The following is a 20,179-nucleotide window of genomic DNA, read 5'->3' as shown; positions in this document are numbered from 1 at the left end:
GCAGCGTTTGTTATTCCGTTGGAACTAAACACTTAGCGCAAAGCCTCCTTAGTTTGGAGTATGCACATGCAGATAGCCTCGGCAGCAATACCGAATAATTTATTACAGGCGAACGTCACGCAAATTGTGCCCATCTTTTCAGGTGGAGGAACAAGATTGAGCGCCCATATCGGCATCATTAAAGCGCTGCAGGACATGAACGTAGGCTTCGACACTTTAGTGGGTGTATCAGGTGGCTCGATTATCGCTTCGCTTTACGCCAAAGGTTACACAGTGGAGCAAATGCGAGAGCTCGCACTGGTTACTGATTTCAAGCAATTCACTGAATTTTCACTCGTAAGATTACTCCGGGAAGGCGGACTTTCTTCTGGCGACGTATTTCAACGATGGATTGACGAACAGTTGGAAGGCGCAGTGTTTGCCGACCTCCCACTCAACCTGCATATTCTCGCTACCGACGTAAACGGCGGCGGACCAGTTTTGTTCAACAAACAAACCTCTCCAGATATGAAGGTGTCAGAAGCAGTGCGGTACTCTATGTCGATACCGCTCATCTTCTCGTTCAAACCCTTTAAAGAGCACTTGCTAGTAGACGGCGCTATATTGTCTGAAGATGCGCTGTTTGAAGATTGGCGAGGCGATGGCACGCCATCAGTATGCTTCAGACTGCAAAGCACCGAACAAAAACGCAAGGCCATTAAAAAGAACTTACTTCAACTGCCGCAATACGTCAGCATGCTTATTCGCACGTTTATGACGGCAATATCCAGGGAGTACGTCAATGCGAAGTATTGGCACAATACCGTGGTGGTGAATACCGGGGAGATTTCCGCGGTAGATTTTTCGCTTACACCTGAAATTAAGAACACACTTTTTGAGCTCGGTTATGCAACCACGAAAGAGTTCTTGCCCAAAAAGTGTGCGGGATTTATGAGAAGCAGTGTACTTTAACGGTTTCAGAAAGTAATTATAAGTCGCTAGCGCTTACACTTTATAAAAGTCACGATACCAATCGACAAACGCTTTTACGCCTGTTTCAACATCGGTAGATGGCTGGTACCCAGTATCTTCAACGAGCGACGACACATCAGCATAGGTGTCAGGCACATCGCCCGGCTGCATAGGAAGAAGTTCTTTCTTCGCCTCAATACCCAATGCACTTTCGAGGGTTTCAATAAACTTCAAAAGGTGAACTGGTGTCTGCGCACCAATATTGTATACCTTATAGGGCGCCTTACTCGTACTTGGATCTGGATTGCTGCCGTCCCAATTCTCGTTAGGTTTAGCCACATTATCCAATGAGCGAATTACGCCTTCAACGATATCATCGATATAAGTGAAGTCACGACGGTGGTTACCATAGTTGTAAACCTGTATTGTTTTACCTTCCAAAATAGCCTTAGTGAACTTGAAAAGCGCCATGTCTGGACGGCCCCAAGGCCCGTAAACAGTGAAAAAGCGCAGCCCCGTTGTAGGCAAGTTATACAGGTGACTATAAGTATGAGCCATTAGCTCGTTAGCTTTTTTAGAAGCCGCATACAAGCTAACTTGATGATCTACGTTATGCTGTTCTGAAAACGGCATAGTTTCATTCGCACCGTAGACTGAGCTAGATGACGCGTAGACCAAATGCTCGACGTTATTATGGCGACACCCTTCTAGAATATTCACAAAGCCAACAATATTTGAGTCGACGTAAGCGTTAGGATTTTCAAGTGAATAACGCACACCAGCTTGAGCAGCCAAATGCACCACTCTATCAAATTTGTGCTCTTCAAAAAGCGCAGCCATTTTGTCGCGCTCTTCTACCCCCATCTCGATAAATGAAAATAAATCAGCAGCAGTAGATGATTTAATCTCGTCCAGACGAGCGTGCTTTAAATTCACATCGTAATAATCGTTAATGTTGTCAATCCCGACAACTTGGTCACCACGATTGATAAGGTATTGCGATACAGCTGCACCAATGAAACCAGCTGCTCCGGTGACTAAGATTTTCATTTATTAATCCCTTGGATTTCGTATTTTAAATTAAAGTATCACTGATACGCTCGTGCTTTATTCTAGTTCAAACGAGCGACAGAATTCTTATACAACCTACTTCTATAAAACTAGCCTTGTCAGTTAACTATGCTACATAAAGCTCAGCTCTTGGTCGGCAAAGTTTTTATAGTTTGAATTAAGAAAATAAAAAACAGTTAGCAAATAATGCACCATAAAATATCTAATTACTGTTCTAGAGTTAATTTGTAGCTCCTTTCAACAGGGTGGTTACAAACCGAATAGGTACTGCATATGAAATACCAGTTGGTGAAGCAAGTGCACTTTCTTTTGTATCTTTTACTAGAACTTTGTTTATTACACCAATTACCTCTCCTGTTCGAGGGTCGTACAAGGGACTGCCACTGTTGCCTGGATAAGCAATTGCATCCAGTTGATAAATTAGGCTTACGTTCTTTAAGCGTGCCATCATGGTATTAGTTAATTGGTTGCTATTTAACGCTGGGATTGCGTCTGGCGTTATTGCAGAAATATACCCTCTGTGTGTAGCAGGATATAAACCCAAAATAGCGCCAATTGGGAAGCCCGTTAACGCGATTTCTGACCCAGGTTCTAACAATTCATCATCTCCAAGTTTCAATGCAGGTAAGGGGGAGTCCAACTTTAACAATGCTAAATCATGCTTAGGATCAATCTTTAAGACTTCTGCTTTAATTTTTTTTACTACTGTACCTTCACCACTTAGGACTACGTAACTTTCAACTATTGTGGGGTCTAAATCTTCAGATACCACGTGATAATTTGTGATTGCGAAAAAACCGTTTGCTACAATAAACCCCGTCCCTAATACCCTTGGTGCACTGTGCTTAATTGGCGCATCGACAGCTACGGCAACAGTTCCTTTGGAGACTGATTTCACAATAGAAGTAAAAGGGGTTACATCATTATCTGCTGCTACACTCTGAGTCAGTAATTCCAACAGCACTAAAATCCAAATAATTAAAGTTTTCATGTATTTTTTCCCAGTTGAGCGTTAGCTTAATAACTTTAACCAAAGTACACCGTAAGATAACAATGGATTTTTTAAAACAAATAATTCTGCTTTTAATATCCCCCCTAACTATCAGCGTATTGCTAATACTTATGTCATATGCTTTCAAACGGGCAAATTATTTGAACACTGGGAAGAAAATTTTGTTAATGGGTGTACTCATGTTGATGGTTTGCTCTCAACCATGGGTGGCAAACGTTTTACTTTATCCGTTAGAGTACAACAGCAAACGCTATCATTCATCCGATTTAACTAGAAGTGACGCTATATTTGTTCCTGCATGCTATTATCAAACGCAATACGATCTACCAGAAGTTTCGCGTTGGCACGAGTGTTCAATCCAACGGTTGATTCAAGCTAAGATTTTTTCTGATGAATTGAAAATCCCAATTATAGTTACGGGGGGAAGCTTTCTTGCTGATAAAGATGTTAAATATTCAGAAAAAGCAAAGCAATTTCTTGAAACATTAGGGGTAACTCCTGATAAAGTGATTTCAATACCTGAAGGTACCGACTCACTATCAGAGGTTGAAGCATTAAAAACTAGATTTGGCCACATGACCCTAGTAACCGTAACAAGCGCCACTCACCAATATCGATTAGCTCAGATACTAAAAAACGCTGATATAAACTCAGAGATTTTTCAAGTTGATTTTCAAAGCTCTGGGGAATTAAATCCTTTTCTTTCACTTCCTTCAATTCTAGCATTAGAGCGCACTAGAAGAGCGATATACGAATACTTGGCAATAGTGAAGTACCATGTTTTGGAAAAATAGTATAAAAGGATTAGGCAAATTATCGAAAAGATTTGCTAGACTGTTTTGAAGGACGTTTTTTGTGTGGACCAAAGTTTAGTGGCTAATAAAACAATAATAGGACGCGTGAAGTCAATTGTCGGCCGGGACAGTAAATTGGGAAAGGCTCTTGGGGGGTTGGAAAAACTCCAAGAAGCCAAGTTCATCTCAAAACACTTTTCCGAGTTCTTAGAGCCAGTAGTTGCGCAGTCCGAAAATACACGTACTGAGAGCTTTAATATTAGACATAAAGTTTATTGTGAAGAGCTCGAGTTTGAACCACTCAAAAACAATTGTCTTGAAACTGACGAATTCGATAAATTCTCGAGCCCTTGTTTAATAAGACATAAAGTCTCAGGTCACTATGCTGGGACAGTACGTTTGGTTAGACCCCAGATAGAAAACCAACTTCTCCCTATTGAGAAATACTGCATTAATTCAATTACTCATGAAACTCTGAACCCACGTAACTTTGCACGGAAAGACATTTGCGAGATATCTCGACTCGCAGTTCCACTTGAGTTTCGGAAGCGTCAGATGGACCGGTTTTCTGGTGCTGCGACAGGTGTAATTAATGAACATACGTACTCTGAAAATGAATTAAGGTGTTTCCCCTTTATCGCCATCGGGCTTTACTTCTCTGCTGCTGCTTTAGTTATGCACAATAATATAAAACATACGTATGTTATGATGGAACCACGTCTTGCCCGAAGTATGAGGTTTGTGGGCATTCAGTTTGAGCAGGTTGGTCCCGTTATTGACTATCATGGTAGGCGTGCACCCTATTATATCAATCCATCACTGCTCTACGCTAATTTAAGGCCTAGCTTTAAAATAATGTTGAAAAACATACAGCATCAAGTTGAGAAGTATCCTCGAGACTAGAGAAGCGTCTAAACACTCTAATTACTTTTGCCGAGCCTGGTGCTCTTTACCAAATACATTGCATTCCAGTTTTCAGGCGCGTTAGGAACTATTTATGAGAACATTAGACTTTGGGTTTGAGCAACTGAAAAACCTTCTACTAACTTCTGGCTTTCGGTCATCACAGATATTATTTGTCGACACTAACGATGCGTACATCACGTATCCAGAAAAAAATTCAGCTATATTGGTCGTTAAACCATACCCTTCCGAATCCGATGGCTCTTCGCGATATATGGAAATAATTAAGATAATAGAACTTGCAAAATGCAATGGATTTGCTGTTCACCCCTACAGTAGAGGCGCCAACTTAGGTTATGGAGGTAAAGAGCCCTACGCTTCAAATTGTATTGCCTTGGATTTAAGTGAATTTAAAAGAATAAGTTACTACAAGAAATCAAGTGGACACATAACAGTAGAACCAGGAGTATCACAAGAAGCCATTAGTGAATTTTTAATAAAAAACGGTGATATCCATATACATGACACTACTGGAGCGCCAAAATTTGCAAGCGTCACCGGAAACTATCTTGAACGGGGTTTTGGTCATACTCCACTCGCTGAGCACGCTAAGAATATTCTGCATGCAGAAATTATCACTCCCAACAATAAAGAAGAAGCACCTACACATTTTGTGACATCAACCGATGGTACGTCATTTGAAATTGACGGGAAAATAGCAACCAGAACCTATAGCATCGGCCCTGACCTGACAGGTCTCGTGATTCAAAATAATGTTTCAATTGTAACAAGCCTTACAATTAAGCTTTTGAAAAAACCTGATTGTTTCGTTGCTTACTTCATACCATTCAAAGAAGAAGATATTGATCAAATGATTGATACTTGTGCAATCCTGAGAAAACAAAACACCATACACAGTGCTGCACATATTGGAAACAACATGAAGACACTCCAATTACTTGCTGTAGAATTTCCAAATCTAATTAAATCGTATGATTACGAAGAGTTAAACAAATTGATCCGCAAATTCGGTTTAGATGATTGGACGCTTTCAGGAGGGATGTACGGAACTAAAAACCAAGTCAAAGCGCATATTAAAGATCTTAAGACCGCGATGAAAAAACTAGGTGTAAAACCTTTATTCATTGACAAAGAAAAGCTCAGCTTTATTAAGAAAACGCTGTCTATTACTCCTAAATATAATAGAGCTTTAGTTAAAAAACTAGTTTCCAGTAATAGTGGTATAGCCAGAAAAATAGGCGCTAAACTTGCTCTGAGAAAGAGCCTAATAGAATTATGTAAAATAAAACAAGGGACTCCTAGCAATGAATTTCTTCGAACCATTTATTGGAGAAACCTTCAGAAGTTAACAGATAACGTGCCCAATCCAAGTCAAGACAAAGTAGGTTTGCTATGGGGCGCGCCCTGCTCTGAAATATCGAGCAAAGATTTTAAATTAATTACTTCTATCATGAGTGAAACATGTAAGAAGTATAGTTTAGAAAGTCCAATCTCAGTAACCCTTATAAATGAAAGAACAATGGAGTGTGTATTATCTCTTTCATGGGATAGACAAAAAGAGAAGGAAGAAGAACAAGCTTTAGCTTGCTATCAAGAAATAATGCTTAAGTGTGCTTCCATGGGCTTCCTTCAGTATAGAATGTCTACGCTTTCCAATCACTTTCTCAATCGACAGCATCTACCGCTACCTTTTGAGCTCCCTGAACTTAAATCTTATTTTGATCCTTGTAATGTCATCTCTCCTTCAAAATATCAATTAGTGTCTAAAAATTTTACAACACGCAAACGCGAATGAAATAAAACCATAATAATCAAATACTTAAAAAATGGCACGTTGCATGCTTATGTTAACAACGTATAACAGACCTACTGTTCAAAACAACGGAGCGTGGAAAATGAAATTTGCAACAACTATCAAATATGCAGCGATTGCGGGAGCTCTTGTTACAGCTTCAAATGCGACTGCTGGGGTATCTGCAACAGCTTATTTAGAATTAAATGATCTTGTTGTTCAAATCGATACTGATGGCGACTTGGTACCTGATCCAGTTAATCCTCTTGACTTTATTTCTATCCTTCCGGGTGGTTCACGATCAACAAGCACTTTCACTGACAACAATGGTGCTTCAGACTCAGACTTAGATTCACAAGCTTCTGCCACAGCAGATTCTGATGCAGACTTACTTTGCCTAGGTTCATCTTGCGGAGTTTTAGGTCTTACCAATAATGGCCAATCTGTTGATGGTGGCAATTTGGTTGCGAGTGACGCGTTTTACTACTCAGTGGCTGACGCTCAAGTTTCAGGCAGTGCGATTGGTTCTGGTGCTACCGGATTTACATATGCGGATGCGGGTATTGCTGCTGGTAACAATGAAAGCGCGGGTGCCAATAGTAATATCGCGAATGATATTCTTACCACGTTTACACTCAATATGTTGACAGATATTAATGTGCGATTCAGTGCACTGATGGATTATCTGGTTGATGCATTTATCTCGCCGGATATCGCTAATGATAGTTTAAGAACAGCTACATCTACAGCTAAAGCGACATTTGGAATTGAGTTAGTGAGCTTTAACACTGGAAACACAGTATCTCTTACAGGTGGTCCATCAAGCGTGACATTTAACGATATCGCAATTGACCAACCTGGACTAGGCGACCTAATCGTTCGTTCAGGTAACAACGTAGATTTCACGTCAGGCTGGGCAAATGTTAGTGCTGGTACTTATCAGTTAACAATTTCTCAATCATCAACTGTTCAATCAACGCTTGTTCCAGCGCCTACTACGTTAGCGATGGCTGCATTCGGCTTGCTGGGCTTGGGCTTAACAGCTCGCCGTAGAAAGCAAAAGTAATCATTGTCTTTATAAGAAAAGCCGGATTTTAATCCGGCTTTTTTTTATACTATCTTAATACTTCTTGTCACTTATTAAAAAGCACGATACCTTTATCAAGGTAAACTCACGGACGTTAGAAGTTTTAAAATGCTAAAAAAAAATATTCAATTTGCTGCGCTCGCTCTATTAACTTGTATTGGATGCACACCAAAGGCTCACCAAGATTACATTCAAGAAACCAAAGTTGCACTTGAGAAAGGGCAATCAAGAGAGGCTGAAGTATTAATTAAACAAGCGATGAGTGAGGAGCCAACACCTGGCCTCAGGCTATTGCTTACAGAAGTTTACTTACTAAATGGCAACACAATTGGCGCCAAACAGCAACTCGAAAAAGTAGATATTGAAGCGCTAACCCCATCCGAACAGAGCAAAGCTGAGAGTTTAAACGCACAAATAGCTATCCTTAGTTTTGATAGCAGTTACCAAAGACTTATAGATAAAAACAGTACTTGTCGCGATTGTATGTTGGCAGAAGCGTGGTCTAGCGTCGCACTATCAAACTCTATAGATTTAGAAAGAATAGAAGGCGACACAGCCGTATTTAGCGTCTTTGAAGCATTTAATAGCAACACTCTTACAAGCTTAGATGTTTCACCACTAATTGACAATTCCACATCCGATATTGAACTGCTTGTGATGGGCGATCTATTAAGGCGGTCGAATAATATTGACGGAATGATAACAGTTTATAATGCGTATAAGAAAAATAACCCTAACGTATTGAACATCAATTTGCCATTAGCTCAAGCTTTGCTAGTTAATAATGACTTTAAAAAAGCGAAAGAACTTGTAACCCCTGTTCTTGCGAGATTTTCTAAAAACCCAATGGCTAATTACCTTAATAGTTTAATTTTATTAAGCGAAAATAAAAATGTTGAGGCATATAACGCCATATCCTTAGCTGATACCTACGGGATAAACTTACCTTCTGTTTCGTTAACAAAAGGGCTTTTAGAGTTTAACTCTCAGAATTACGAATCAGCATTAAGTAGCTTTGAAAAAGCAACAAATATGGACCCGGGCAATGAACTAGCAAATACGATGCTTGTTGCTACCAAAGTTAAATTAGGTATCACTGACGATGCTCTAGAAACCTTAGCAACTCAAGAAACACTTTCAGAACTGGATGTATCAACCATTGGACAACTTGTGGGAACTGAGAGTCATGCTAGAGAATGGGTGACTCTACAATCAAAGCTGGCACAGAGCGAATCTCCTAGAGCAAGGGTTCTTAGCGGGCTTATCGAGTTAGCACGTGAAGGAAGCTCTGAAACACTGAGTAAACCGGGCGACACTTCGGATAACACTTATAATCTCATTCAAGTCGCAATGATGATGAATAAAGCTCAATTTGGTGAAGCTCTAAATTATGTAGACAAGTGGTTAGAGAGAACAAATGATAAAGTAAAGGTCATGAACTACAAGGCTGCCATCTTTATTGCTAAAGGAGACCGAGATAGCGCTAGATCAGTTTATGAAGGCACTTTGGAACTTTTGCCCACAAACAGGGCTGCTCATATGTTTATGGCTCAGTCTGCAGCGAAGAATAAAGACTACGAAGGAGCTCTGAAATCTTTAGATAAGATATTAGAGAATAACCTCAACGATGTCATTGTGTTGAAGCTATACCTAGCCTTCCAAACACTTTCAAAAAATAAGAAATACGAATCAAAATTGCATAGCTATATTGATAACGCCATTTCTGAATTTGATGACAATGTTCTTTTCAAATTAATGAAAGCGGGCATTTTCGCTACTCAAGGAGCAAATGAACTTGCTCAAAGGGTTATGAATTCTGTAGATGCCGATAAGGCAAAACTAATCAATCAGTATTGGGAATTACAATTTTATCTAGCGGGTCGCTCGAATGACTTAAATCAAGCAAGGGAAGTGGTCAAGGCATGGAATATACAGTTCCCGGATAGCACTCGCCCGAACATTGCACTTGCAACTTATCTTGAGAAAGCAGGCCAAATTGAAGAAGCTATCTCAGTGCTGGAGCAGGTCCCTCACTCTCTTGAGCGTCGAAAAGAAAGCCTTGCGCTGGATGCAAAGCTTGCTTCACTCTACATCTACGCTGGGAACTTATCTAAAGCGAAATATAAGATTGGACAGATTGAGAAAAAACCTAACCTGCCATCAGGGTTATTAGATTACCTTAGAGGTTCGTACGCTATTAAGCAAAATAATTTAGACGAAGCTGAATCGTTACTTGCAAAAGCTTACAGAGAGACTAGTAACTCCCACACGCTAAAATTACTTCATGTACTTAATCTAAAACGAGGTACCGTCGACAACAGTATTCTTATAGAGCACCTCAAACTACATCCTAACGATATATCGATAAAAGCGCTTTTAGCCGAGTCTTTGATAGGAAAAGATAACGATAAGTCGATAGCTATTTTTGAAGACATAGTAAGTCAATCAAGTGGCAACTCTGATTTATTAAATAACTATGCGTGGGTGTTACACCTTGAAGGGAAAGACGACAGAGCTTTCGAAGTTGCTAAGAGTGTAGTCAAGTCAAACGATTCAAACCAAGAGTATCTAGATACGCTATTTCGAATTTTAACCTCTTTGAATCGTTTCAATGAAATAACAAACTTCTCAAATAATGCGAGTTCTGACGCTAACACCCTCTTATTAGCAAACGCATATATGCATCTAAACGAGAAGACCCAAGCTCAAAAGGCATTAGCTAAGGTAGAGAAGTCGGGGTTAAATAAAGAAGATTTATCTTTGTACGAGCGTATTTCAAAAGACGTAAAAAATTAGTACATGGAAGAAACACAATGGCTAACAAATGTAACTTGGGAGCAACTCTCCACTGTCTTACATGAAGTAAACTGTGATAACTTTTCGCCGTTTTTGAGTGAGGGGTTTCTCAAAGCATGGTTTTGCCAAAAGACATTTCCGGTTCATATGTTTTTGCTCTACGAACAAAGTACAGTGAGTCACTTTGCGTTAATCGGTGAGAGCTTTAAAAAGAAATATGGGCTGACTTTTAAGTTAGCCCATATTAACCAAACTGGTTGTTCTGATAACGACCAAGTGTGGATAGAGTACAACACGTCATTTGGCTTACCTGAAAATCAAAACCGTTTCTTTGATTTACTATTAAAAGAACTAAAAAGCCAAAATTTCGATATTCTTAATGTTTCAATGACATGTGAATTTCTTTTTCCCAAAAAATACTTGAGCGACTTACGCAATGACGCTCATATTTCATATGGTTTTCGTCGTTCCCTTTCACCAGAACTTAATATAGAGCAGCTAATCTCTCGCCTTTCAGCTAATAGTAGAAGCAAGTTAAGAAGGAGTATAAAAGAAGTACGTCTTCGCTTTGGTCCAATTAAAGTGACAATTGCTGAATGTTTAGAACAAAAACTCTCATTTCTAGAGCAATTAGAAATACTTCACATAAAGCGGTGGGGAGACTCTACCTTTGGGAGCGGATTTGAAAATAAGGTCTTCAAAGGCACGCTTAAGAACTTTTTGATAAGTAATGGCAAGCTTTGTGAAATAGCAAAAGTTACAGCAGGAGATGCTTTGCTAGGGTATACACTCAACTTCGTACAAAAAGACGCGGTCTTTTTTTACTGCTCTGGAGTAAACCTTGAGTTTGCATCTAAGCATATTAAGCCTGGTTATATTCTGCATCTTGCTTTAATGGAGTATTATGCACAACAAGGGTTAAGTTGGTACGATTTTATGGGAGGAGCAAGTCAATACAAACAAACTTTGTCCAATGACACTGTTGTATTTCACTCGTTACAAATTCCAACGATGACATTCAAAGGTGTTCTCACACGATTGAGAAATTATTTGGCAAATGCAGCAGTTACTCTCGCAAAGCACGCAAGACCTTCGCAGGGTTCCCACCTACTATAACCCCCGCAGGCACATCATCAATAACTACAGAACCTGCTGCTACCACACTTCCTCTGCCAATATTGGCCATAACCAATGCACCGTTGCCCAACCAACAGTTCTCTCCTACAGAGACTTTGGTGAAAACGCCGCCCTGATCTTTAATCGGCTTTTCTGGGTCAGAAAAATTATGTTGTCCTTTGCCACTCATAATGTGCACACCGCTTCCCAACAAAGTATTTTTCCCAATTGCGCATTTACCAATGTTACATTGCGGCCCTATGTACACCCCCTCGTCAATCTCAGTATCTTGTTGTGAAAACAACGTGGCGAAACCGATGAGAACGTTTGGCGCACACGAGGTCATGACAAACCGATAAAAGCCCGAACGTAAATAACACCCTAGTTTACCGGGTATAAGCGATAGCAGCTGGCTAAAAGAGGAAAGCAGCGAGTCTTTGTTTACCACAATAGACAGCATTAAATACATAAGCGTGAAAGGAAACATTACAAGTGCACAAAGGGCAAAAAAACTCTTCTTAATTATTGATTTCATATTCGTGCCATTGCCACTTTCAACGGGCTCAGTTGTTGTTCCCAGCTATATTCGCTAACTAATGCTTGATAGCTACGTTGAGCTTTATGTTGTGATAGCTCAAAGTTCTCAATACTTTCCACGCATGCAGCTACAAAGCTGTCCACGTCATCTACTATCCACATGCTGTCGGCGTTGGCAAACGAGATCCCTTCAGCTCCCATAGACGTGGTTATTATCGGTAATTTACATGCTGCCGCTTGAAGCACTTTGTTCTGCACGCCCCTTGCCAACCTAAATGGCGCCACAAACGCATGAGCTTGGTGAAAATAAGGCAATATATCATCGACAAAGCCCGTGACATCTATGCCATCGCGGTCTGACAACGCCTTTATTTCTTCAACAGGGTTCATACCACCCACGGTAAATTTTGCATTCGGCGCTTTTTCACGAATGAGTGGCCAGCAATTTTTAACAAACCAAAGAACTGCGTCTACATTAGGTTTGTAGTCCATCACGCCCGTGAACAAGAAATGCGGCCCAGTGCTTATTGTAGCCGCGCAAGGCTGTGTTTTCGCTGGATAAAACGCATCGAAGTCTAATCCGTTTCCAAGCACGGTTATCGCTTTCGATGAGTCTACTGAAGAATTAAATAGCTGCGCCTCTTCCCTTGCAATCAAAAAGCACTCATCAAACCGTTGGTTTGTTTTCGCCTCAAGCTTTTTTATACCTTTGCTTTCACGCTGGTATACGTAGCGCATTAAGAAGGAAGAAGAATCTGCGTATTGCGCCCACTTATCTGAATCAACGTCCATAAAGTCCATAAACAAGCGACAATGGGTATTGTTGTAATAAGGCGAGCTGAAGATGTAATAGCTTAAACTCGACGCGGTTAACAGCAGCGCATCCTTACCCTCTTTCAGTTTTTCATCAATAACATGTTGAAGTGCTTTTGAGTAAAACGCCCCAACACTTATGGGCAAACCTTGCAGTAAGGCCGAAGCATAACGCGTGAATTTACTACCTAACTGATAAGAATTAACCGAAATTCCAAGATGCTTGGCTAACGCTTCGGCATTTTTCTTATCTTCTGCAGTTTCTATGAGAGAAAAAACTTCGACTTCGTACCCTAAGCGATTTAGAAATTCAATTTGATGATATGTTCTAAGTTTTTCGCCCTTATTTGGGGGATACGGTACTCGTTGCGACAACACGCAAACTTTCGACATCAGCGCCTTCCAAGCTATCTTTAGTGTTTTTATTTGTCCTGTAGTCATACTACTTCGAAGCAAATATAAGGTCAAAGTAACAAATTAGTGATGAAGGCTACACAAGTGGCAATTCCATTGGCATACTAGAGTCATTATGCATATGTTCATCAAGAACATTGCTCACGGAAGAAATAAAGAAAGCAGTAATGACACAAACGGTTGGAACTATCCAGGTTGCCTCTTTAGCCAAAGAGACGTACGGACATTTTAAAACAGGGTTGCCCTGCCCTAAGGGAATGTGGCCCGCCGTCACTCAATTTCGGCTTGCCGCAAACGGAATACTCTTAACTGATACTTTTATCAAAACCTCGCAGCTATGGCCAGATGGTTCAATAAAGTGGTTGTTATGTGAAGGCTTGATTGATTTACAGCATCATTCAGTAAGCGATGAAATAGTTCTGACGTTAGAAGCGGTGGAGATCGACTCACCATCGAACAAGCTTGTCTCACCTGTAAACAATAACGATGAGGCGCTTTCACTGTCTCTGGGCAGTGGCAAAACATTCACAATTAACAAAGCCAAGCCTTTTGAGTTTGTAACCGACAAGCACTTATCCAGCTCTTTCGATATTGTTGATATTACTCCTCAATCGATAACCCCTATTGCATTCTCTTATGCTCTTCATTGCAATAACAACGAATACAGCGCATTAACCGTTGAACAAAAATACGAGATTAGGCTTGGCAGCGATAAAAAGCTGATTGTTGAAACAGAGGCGTCAATCTTCCTTAGAACCGGAACGGTTTGTGCTCATTTAACAATGCGAAACCCAAGTGCTGCGTCACACCCAAATGGGAAGTGGGACTTGGGAGACCCAAACAGTATTTATTTAAAAGAATGCTGTATCTCGCTCACAGGTCAATCGCTTACGTCGACGCTAACGCTAAATTCTGAAGTATTTAGTTCATCTGAACATGAAGAGCTGACACTTCATCAGGCTTCCAGTGGTTTTGAAAACTGGCAAAGTCCAGTTCATGTAAATCAAGACAACGTTAACTCGCTTCCGTTTCGCGGTTTTAAACTTTACCAACCAGAGCACTTATTGCTTTCGGGTGACCAAGCAAAACCACAAATTAAGATTTCGAACAGCGGTAGCACTTTTTTTATTGATGTTGATAAGTTTTGGCAAAATTTTCCTTCTTCAGCACATCTATCAGCAGATAGTTTGAGCGTTAGCTTGTTAGGCTCTAGGCATAGTGAGAATACTGAACTCCAGCCCGGTGAACAAAAAACAAGACGCATTTCAATCGCAACTTTTAACATACAATCGCTGCAGGTAGTCATTGATAGCGCTTGGTTAAAAAACGCATCTGTTTTGCCTTTTCTCCCTTCTAAATCATGTGAGTTTGACTCACTTATAAAAAATGGCATTGAAGGTTCGTCTTCTTTTTATCAAAAGCGGCTCGATATCGACGAATTTGGCTGGCGACATTTTGGTGAGCTGTATGCGGATCACGAAAAGGCACTCGTACCTGACGAGCCCTTTTTCGTGTCACATTACAACAATCAATACGACCCTATATTTGGAATGCTGATGCAGTGGTTGTTAAGCGGCGATCCTCGTTGGTTTGAACTAGCCGATGATCTTGCCAAGCACGTTGCAGATATTGATGTTTATCACACCAGTGACGATAAGCCCGAGTATAGCGGCGGACTGTTTTGGCATACCGACCATTATGTTCAGGCATATACAGCTTCTCATAGAACGTACTCTAAACATCAGCCGTCTGGTGTTTACGATGATCATGCTGGAGGCGGCGGTCCGGGTGGGCAACATTGTTATACCAATGGTCTCACTTTGCATCATTTGCTTACTGGCTACACACCGTCTCGAGACGCCGCATTATCCATAACGCAATGGGTAACCAATTATTATGAAGGCGACGGTACGTTTGTAGGCGCCCTGCTTGCGTTTAAAAATAGCGATATTCCTGGTGTTAAAAATGTAAAAACAGGAAAGTATCCTCTAGACAGAGGTACGGGTAACTACCTGCAAGCAAGGCTAGATAGATACGAACTACAAGGTTGTGATAGTGACATTGAAGCAGCGTCCTATATTATAGCGAATACGGTCTCCCCCACCGATGACTTCGACCAATTGCAATTGGATAATGTCGAAGCAACGTGGTTTTATACTGTATTCCTACAAGCAGTTTGCCGATTTATATCACTTAAAGAACAGCGCTGTGAATATGACTCGAGCTATCAATACGCAGTAGACTCACTTACTCACTATGCCAATTGGATGACTGTGAACGAATATGCTTATCTGGACAAGCCTGACATTCTTGAGTTTCCGAATCAAACGTGGAGTGGGCAAGACCTAAGAAAACTATGCGTACTGCATTTTGCATCTAACTATTTAACTGAAGCCCAACGTACACTTGCTGAGCAAAAAGCCGAGCAACTAGCAGATACAATTTTTCAACGCCTTAGTACGAGTACAGAAACGAGTACCACGCGCGTACTTTGTTTAATGATGCAAAACGGTCATTACTCCGGTTTTAAGCAGGCTGCCCGCCCTCTTTCATCGACTTCTACACAAAAAGGTCAGGCATTAACAGAAAAATCCAATTCATTGAGTTTTCTTTTGTCCAACCTTATCGATTTATCTCCGTCAAGAGAGAGAAAACAGCTAGTGAAACGTTTTCCACAACTTCAAAAATGGTTAGGTAAACCATGAGTATTAATACGTCTTTTATCATTCCTCATAAGGGGCGTGAAGACATGCTCATTGAAACACTAACAAGTATTGCGGGCCTAACAACACCTAAAGAACAATACGAAGTTGTTTTGGTAAGTCAGAATAAAGAAATTTCAAATACGCTCAGCGCATTTATCGAAACAGTAAATTTGCGAGTTGTATATAACGACGAAAATAACACGATTTCACATTCTAGGAATCTGGGCGCCGGCTTGGCGACAGGTGAATACTTGGCATTTTTAGACGCAGATGTTGCACTTGCCTCGAATTGGCTAGACGTGATGATTGATACTCTCAAAACACGAGACAATACGGCTCTAGTCAGCGCCATGCAGGTAAACAGCCCTAACGCGCCGCCTTTAGAGATAATAAGAACGGCGTTAAGCAATGCTGAACTTGATGTGCCTGTCAGTTTTTTACCTGGCCGCAACTTATTTCTTTTAAAGGAAACATTTGAAGCAGCTGGTAAGTTTCCTGAACACCTTCTTACTTGTGAAGATTATTTCTTTACCGATAAGGTTAGTAAATTAGGTGAGTTGTTTTATACCTCACAAACCCAGTATATTCACATTGGCGAAGACAAAGCTTACGCACCGATGTATAAAAAAGAAATATGGCGTGGCCAGTCCAATATTGCATCTTTAAAAGGAAGGCGCATTCCGCTCAGAGAGTGGCCAAGTTTTGTTGTTCCTTTTGCATTTACAGGTGGTCTTTTACTGGCTTTTCTCGCGATAATATTCTCGCAACCTATTGTCGCTATAGTTATGTTAGTAGGCGCTTTACTGCCTTTTACAGCGTACACGTGGCGACTAAAAAGGCTTGTTAAGCAGCAAGTAACTTGGTGGCATTGCTCACTTTTTTATCTGCTTTATTTTCCGGCTAGAGCACTTGGAACATTAATAGGAGTACGCGGCGCTGTTAGTACCAGCTCGCATAAATAACAATGAAAGTTTTACAGTTTATTTGTTCAACCGGTTTTTACGGTGCAGAAAGATGGGTGTTAGCGTTATCAAAGCATTTGCCAGATAGTGTTTCGAGTGAACTTGTTGTTACCTTAGAGCCCGGTACAGAAGAGCTAGAGCTTGTAAAACAGTTCAAAGCGATAGGAAAAACTCACCACATTCCTATGCAGGGTCGTTTTGACCTGCGTGCCGTTTCGAAATTGGCGGATTTAATTCAAGAACAAGATATCGATATTATCCATACTCACGGTTACAAGTCAGATATTTTGGGCGTAATGGCGGCTAGAAAAGCAGGTATTCCGTGTGTTGTAACACCCCACGGCTTTGAAAATGCTGCCGACTTGAAACTCCGTCTCTTTATTTGGTTAGGATGTCAGTCGATGCGCTTTGCCGACAAAGTTGTTCCACTTTCTAAACAACTAATGAGTGATGTGGAGAAGTTTAATATATCGCCTGACAAGCTTGAGTATATCCAAAATGGCGTAGATTTGTCTGAAGTAGAAGCCGTTAGACAAACAAAAACAGACAAGCCAAAAGAAAAGAAGACCATTGGCTTTGTGGGCCAAATGATCAGCCGGAAAAATATAAAAGCCATTTTAGACTGCTTCGAGTCTTTATATAAAAAGCGTCAAGATATTGAATTAGTACTGCTGGGTGACGGCGAAGACCGCCCCAGTTTAGAGGCGTATTCAAAAACACTGGCTAGTGCCAGCGACATTCATTTTTTAGGCTTTAGAAATGACAGGTTACAGCTGCTGCGCGACTTTGACTTGTTCGTAATGACGTCGACGCTTGAAGGCATCCCTCGCTGCTTAATGGAAGCATGCGCCATGGAAATTCCGGTGTCTGCTTATGACATTGCGGGTATTGACCAGCTAATAACACACAACGAGTCTGGTTTATTGGCTCCTCTTCACAACAGCAAGCAGCTTGAGAAAGATTGGGAGAGACTGCTAGATGACAAAGCACTCGCCACCTCACTAGCTCAAAACTCAAAGTCGTTTGTAGAATCCAATTTCTCTGCTAAGAGAATGGCTGATGAATACCTTGAATTATTCAAAGGAATCCTGAAAGAGAGTGTAAATGCATAAACAGGACGTGTTATTTGTTTTAACTATTGATACTGAAGAAGAATGGCAGTGGGACGAAGAGTTTCCGCAGCATAACTGTTCAGTTGAAAACGTTGAAAAGCTTCCTGCATTTCAAACTTTCTGTGAAAGTCTTGGTATCCGTCCTACGTATTTTGTTGATTACGCCGTTGCAAGCAATAATGTTGGCAGTCAAACTCTGCGAACCTTTGCTAAGTCTAACAGCGCGGAAATTGGAGCACATCTACACCCTTGGTGTAACCCTCCCTATTTCGGTAAGACAACCGAAGCGGAATCTCACGTAATAAACCTTCCTTTAGAGCAAGTAGAGCAAAAACTCGATGCACTAAACGCCCTTTTACACGACGAAATAGGCGTTCGCCCACAGTCCTTTAGAAGCGGGCGATGGGGCGTAAGTGCCAAAATGCTTAGATTACTTGCATCAAGAGGCTATGTAGTAGATTCAAGCGTTTATCCTTTTTACAGGAACGACTATTTTAGCTGCCTAGGTGCACCAGAATCGCCATATTGGCCTTCGTTTGACAACGCACTGGCTCCTGGAGAGCAGCGTCAACTGCTTGAGGTCCCTGTTACCGCAGGGTTTAATATTCAAAACTTCTCTCTTGGTGAACGCATTCATAATCGACTATCTAAACCGCCCTTTAATTGGGTTAAATCTGTCGGTCTGCTTTGGCACAGTAAACTTTTAAGAAAGATTTATTTGAGTCCAGAGCTTACCGAAATCGAAGACATGCTTGCGTTAGTCGATCAAAGCATTCAGAAAAAACAACCCGTTATTCATATGTACTTACACAGCTCTAGTTTAATCGACGGAGCAACGGGCCTTTTAGATGGGCCAAATGCATTTGAAACAATATGCCAGCGCATTGAGGTTGTTACTCAACACTTAGCGAAAAATGCCAATGTTAAATTTTGCACTATCTCAGAAGCCAAGGTGCATTTAAGTAACCGCAGCGCTTCAAGCGGTGTTATTAAAGGTGAGCAAAATTAATGACGGCACAACAAAATACAAAGTTACGAATAGCGTCAGCCAGCGACAAACCTTTGTGGGATGCCTATGTATCACAACACAAAAATGCTTCCGCTTATCACAAGTTTGCGTGGCTTGAAGCGGTAAAGGCCGCTTACGGTCATTCAATGCTTGGCGTTATTGCCACATGTGCTAATACGGGGCAAGTTGTTGGTGTTTTCCCTGCTGTTTTAATGAATATACCTTTACTGGGCAAACAAATATGTTCTTTACCTTATTGCGATGTAGGCTATGGCTTAGCCGACAACGACAAGGTGTTAAATGACATGCATGCGCTTCTTGTTGCGCAGATGCGAAACGTAACAGGAAAAAAATTGGAAATTAGAGGTATAGAACAATCACCTTTAGACAAAATCCAGTTTGAAAACAAAAAAGTACGTATGCTTTTGCCACTGCCTGAGTCAAGTGAAATACTGTTATCAAGTTTCAAATCTAAATTACGCAGCCAAATAAGGAAGGCGGAAAAAAATGGGCTTACCTTTGAGTTAGGCACATCGAACGTCCTAGTAAGTGATTTCTACAACGTATATGCTCAAAACATGAGAGATCTCGGCTCTCCTGTTCATGCCGAAAAATGGTTTAAGGCAATTATAAAAAGTTACGGCCAAAGTAGTTTAATTAGCGTGGTTTATCACGATGGCCAGCCTATTGGTGGTGGCGTTATCATAAAATCGGGTGACAACGTTTCTATTCCATGGGCCTCAACACTTCGTGACTTCAATCGCCTTGCTCCTAATATGTTGTTGTATTGGTCTTTGCTTTCCCATTGCGCCGACAATGGCGTGAAAGTTTTTGACTTTGGCCGCTCAACCTTTGAAGAAGGTACATATAAATTTAAAAAACAATGGGGCGCAGAACCTCAACTGCTTAACTGGCAGAGTTTTGATAAAAATAATGAGTTGATAGACGCTAAAAGCGACGCTGAGTCAGGCTCAAGCAGGGTTAGAGAAATGGCCGAAAACATTTGGCGTGAACTTCCCTTAAAATTTACCATTGTAACTGGGTCAATTCTTCGACCTTATATCAGTTTGTAGGGATAACCATT

16 protein-coding genes are annotated in these 20,179 nt (G+C 40.9%); 12 read left to right on the top strand and 4 right to left on the bottom strand.

Annotated elements, in window-relative coordinates:
• Positions 1–66 precede the first annotated feature (66 nt).
• Complete coding sequence (locus AC0J2X_RS02060) at positions 67–951, top strand: patatin-like phospholipase family protein (protein ID WP_472995723.1); 885 nt, start codon at positions 67–69, stop codon at positions 949–951.
• A gap of 33 nt (positions 952–984) precedes the next feature.
• Here the strand turns inward: AC0J2X_RS02060 and AC0J2X_RS02055 are convergent, their stop codons facing one another.
• Both AC0J2X_RS02055 and AC0J2X_RS02050 read right to left on the bottom strand, forming a co-directional pair.
• Entirely contained in the window at positions 985–2,001 is a 1,017-nt protein-coding gene (locus AC0J2X_RS02055) for an NAD-dependent epimerase (RefSeq protein ID WP_156086681.1), read from the bottom strand.
• Between the two features lie 241 nt (positions 2,002–2,242).
• Positions 2,243–3,013 (bottom strand): S1 family peptidase, encoded by a 771-nt coding sequence (locus AC0J2X_RS02050; protein WP_156086682.1) that lies wholly within the window; start codon positions 3,011–3,013, stop codon positions 2,243–2,245.
• 62 nt (positions 3,014–3,075) lie between these two features.
• On the opposite strand from AC0J2X_RS02050, the gene AC0J2X_RS02045 reads away from it, so the two are divergent.
• The 6 genes from AC0J2X_RS02045 (at position 3,076) to AC0J2X_RS02020 (ending at position 11,543) form a co-directional block, all read left to right on the top strand.
• Entirely contained in the window at positions 3,076–3,828 is a 753-nt protein-coding gene (locus AC0J2X_RS02045; RefSeq protein WP_231506521.1) for a YdcF family protein, read from the top strand.
• 63 nt (positions 3,829–3,891) lie between these two features.
• Positions 3,892–4,731: a PEP-CTERM/exosortase system-associated acyltransferase gene (locus AC0J2X_RS02040; RefSeq protein WP_156086683.1), complete on the top strand. Its 840-nt coding sequence runs from the start codon at positions 3,892–3,894 to the stop codon at positions 4,729–4,731.
• A gap of 94 nt (positions 4,732–4,825) precedes the next feature.
• The gene (locus AC0J2X_RS02035) at positions 4,826–6,547 is read left to right on the top strand and encodes an FAD-binding protein (RefSeq protein ID WP_156086684.1); all 1,722 of its coding nucleotides are present in this window, start codon (positions 4,826–4,828) and stop codon (positions 6,545–6,547) included.
• Between the two features lie 100 nt (positions 6,548–6,647).
• The gene (locus AC0J2X_RS02030) at positions 6,648–7,610 is read left to right on the top strand and encodes a PEP-CTERM sorting domain-containing protein (RefSeq protein WP_139125433.1); all 963 of its coding nucleotides are present in this window, start codon (positions 6,648–6,650) and stop codon (positions 7,608–7,610) included.
• Between the two features lie 129 nt (positions 7,611–7,739).
• The gene (locus AC0J2X_RS02025; RefSeq protein WP_156086685.1) at positions 7,740–10,427 is read left to right on the top strand and encodes a tetratricopeptide repeat protein; all 2,688 of its coding nucleotides are present in this window, start codon (positions 7,740–7,742) and stop codon (positions 10,425–10,427) included.
• Positions 10,428–10,430: 3 nt separating this feature from the next.
• The gene (locus AC0J2X_RS02020; RefSeq protein ID WP_239300768.1) at positions 10,431–11,543 is read left to right on the top strand and encodes a GNAT family N-acetyltransferase; all 1,113 of its coding nucleotides are present in this window, start codon (positions 10,431–10,433) and stop codon (positions 11,541–11,543) included.
• On the opposite strand, the gene AC0J2X_RS02015 is transcribed toward AC0J2X_RS02020, so the two are convergent.
• Both AC0J2X_RS02015 and AC0J2X_RS02010 read right to left on the bottom strand, forming a co-directional pair.
• Positions 11,494–12,078 carry an acyltransferase gene (locus AC0J2X_RS02015; protein WP_156086687.1) on the bottom strand — a complete coding sequence of 195 codons (585 nt, stop codon included), beginning with the start codon at positions 12,076–12,078 and terminating at the stop codon, positions 11,494–11,496. The two genes, AC0J2X_RS02020 and AC0J2X_RS02015, sit on opposite strands and share 50 nt — an antisense overlap.
• A complete protein-coding gene (locus tag AC0J2X_RS02010) occupies positions 12,075–13,286 on the bottom strand; it encodes a TIGR03087 family PEP-CTERM/XrtA system glycosyltransferase (RefSeq protein ID WP_156086688.1) in 1,212 nt (403 codons plus the stop codon). Before AC0J2X_RS02010 ends, AC0J2X_RS02015 begins: the two co-directional genes overlap by 4 nt.
• Before the next feature lie 188 nt (positions 13,287–13,474).
• Between AC0J2X_RS02010 and AC0J2X_RS02005 the strand changes: the two genes are divergently transcribed.
• The 5 genes from AC0J2X_RS02005 to AC0J2X_RS01985 are packed head-to-tail and all read left to right on the top strand — an operon-like array spanning position 13,475 to position 20,168.
• Entirely contained in the window at positions 13,475–16,012 is a 2,538-nt protein-coding gene (locus AC0J2X_RS02005) for a hypothetical protein (RefSeq protein WP_069944643.1), read from the top strand.
• Positions 16,009–16,974: a glycosyltransferase family 2 protein gene (locus tag AC0J2X_RS02000; protein ID WP_014977075.1), complete on the top strand. Its 966-nt coding sequence runs from the start codon at positions 16,009–16,011 to the stop codon at positions 16,972–16,974. The genes AC0J2X_RS02005 and AC0J2X_RS02000 overlap by 4 nt, the downstream gene beginning before the upstream one ends.
• 2 nt (positions 16,975–16,976) lie before the next feature.
• Positions 16,977–18,086 (top strand): glycosyltransferase, encoded by a 1,110-nt coding sequence (locus AC0J2X_RS01995; protein ID WP_069944644.1) that lies wholly within the window; start codon positions 16,977–16,979, stop codon positions 18,084–18,086.
• Positions 18,079–19,095: a polysaccharide deacetylase family protein gene (locus tag AC0J2X_RS01990; protein ID WP_014977077.1), complete on the top strand. Its 1,017-nt coding sequence runs from the start codon at positions 18,079–18,081 to the stop codon at positions 19,093–19,095. Before AC0J2X_RS01995 ends, AC0J2X_RS01990 begins: the two co-directional genes overlap by 8 nt.
• A complete protein-coding gene (locus AC0J2X_RS01985) occupies positions 19,095–20,168 on the top strand; it encodes a GNAT family N-acetyltransferase (RefSeq protein ID WP_069944645.1) in 1,074 nt (357 codons plus the stop codon). The genes AC0J2X_RS01990 and AC0J2X_RS01985 overlap by 1 nt, the downstream gene beginning before the upstream one ends.
• The last annotated feature ends 11 nt before the right edge of the window (positions 20,169–20,179 follow it).

Source organism: Alteromonas sp. R7 (genome assembly GCF_055755235.1).
This window is presented reverse-complemented; position numbering and strand designations above follow the sequence as displayed.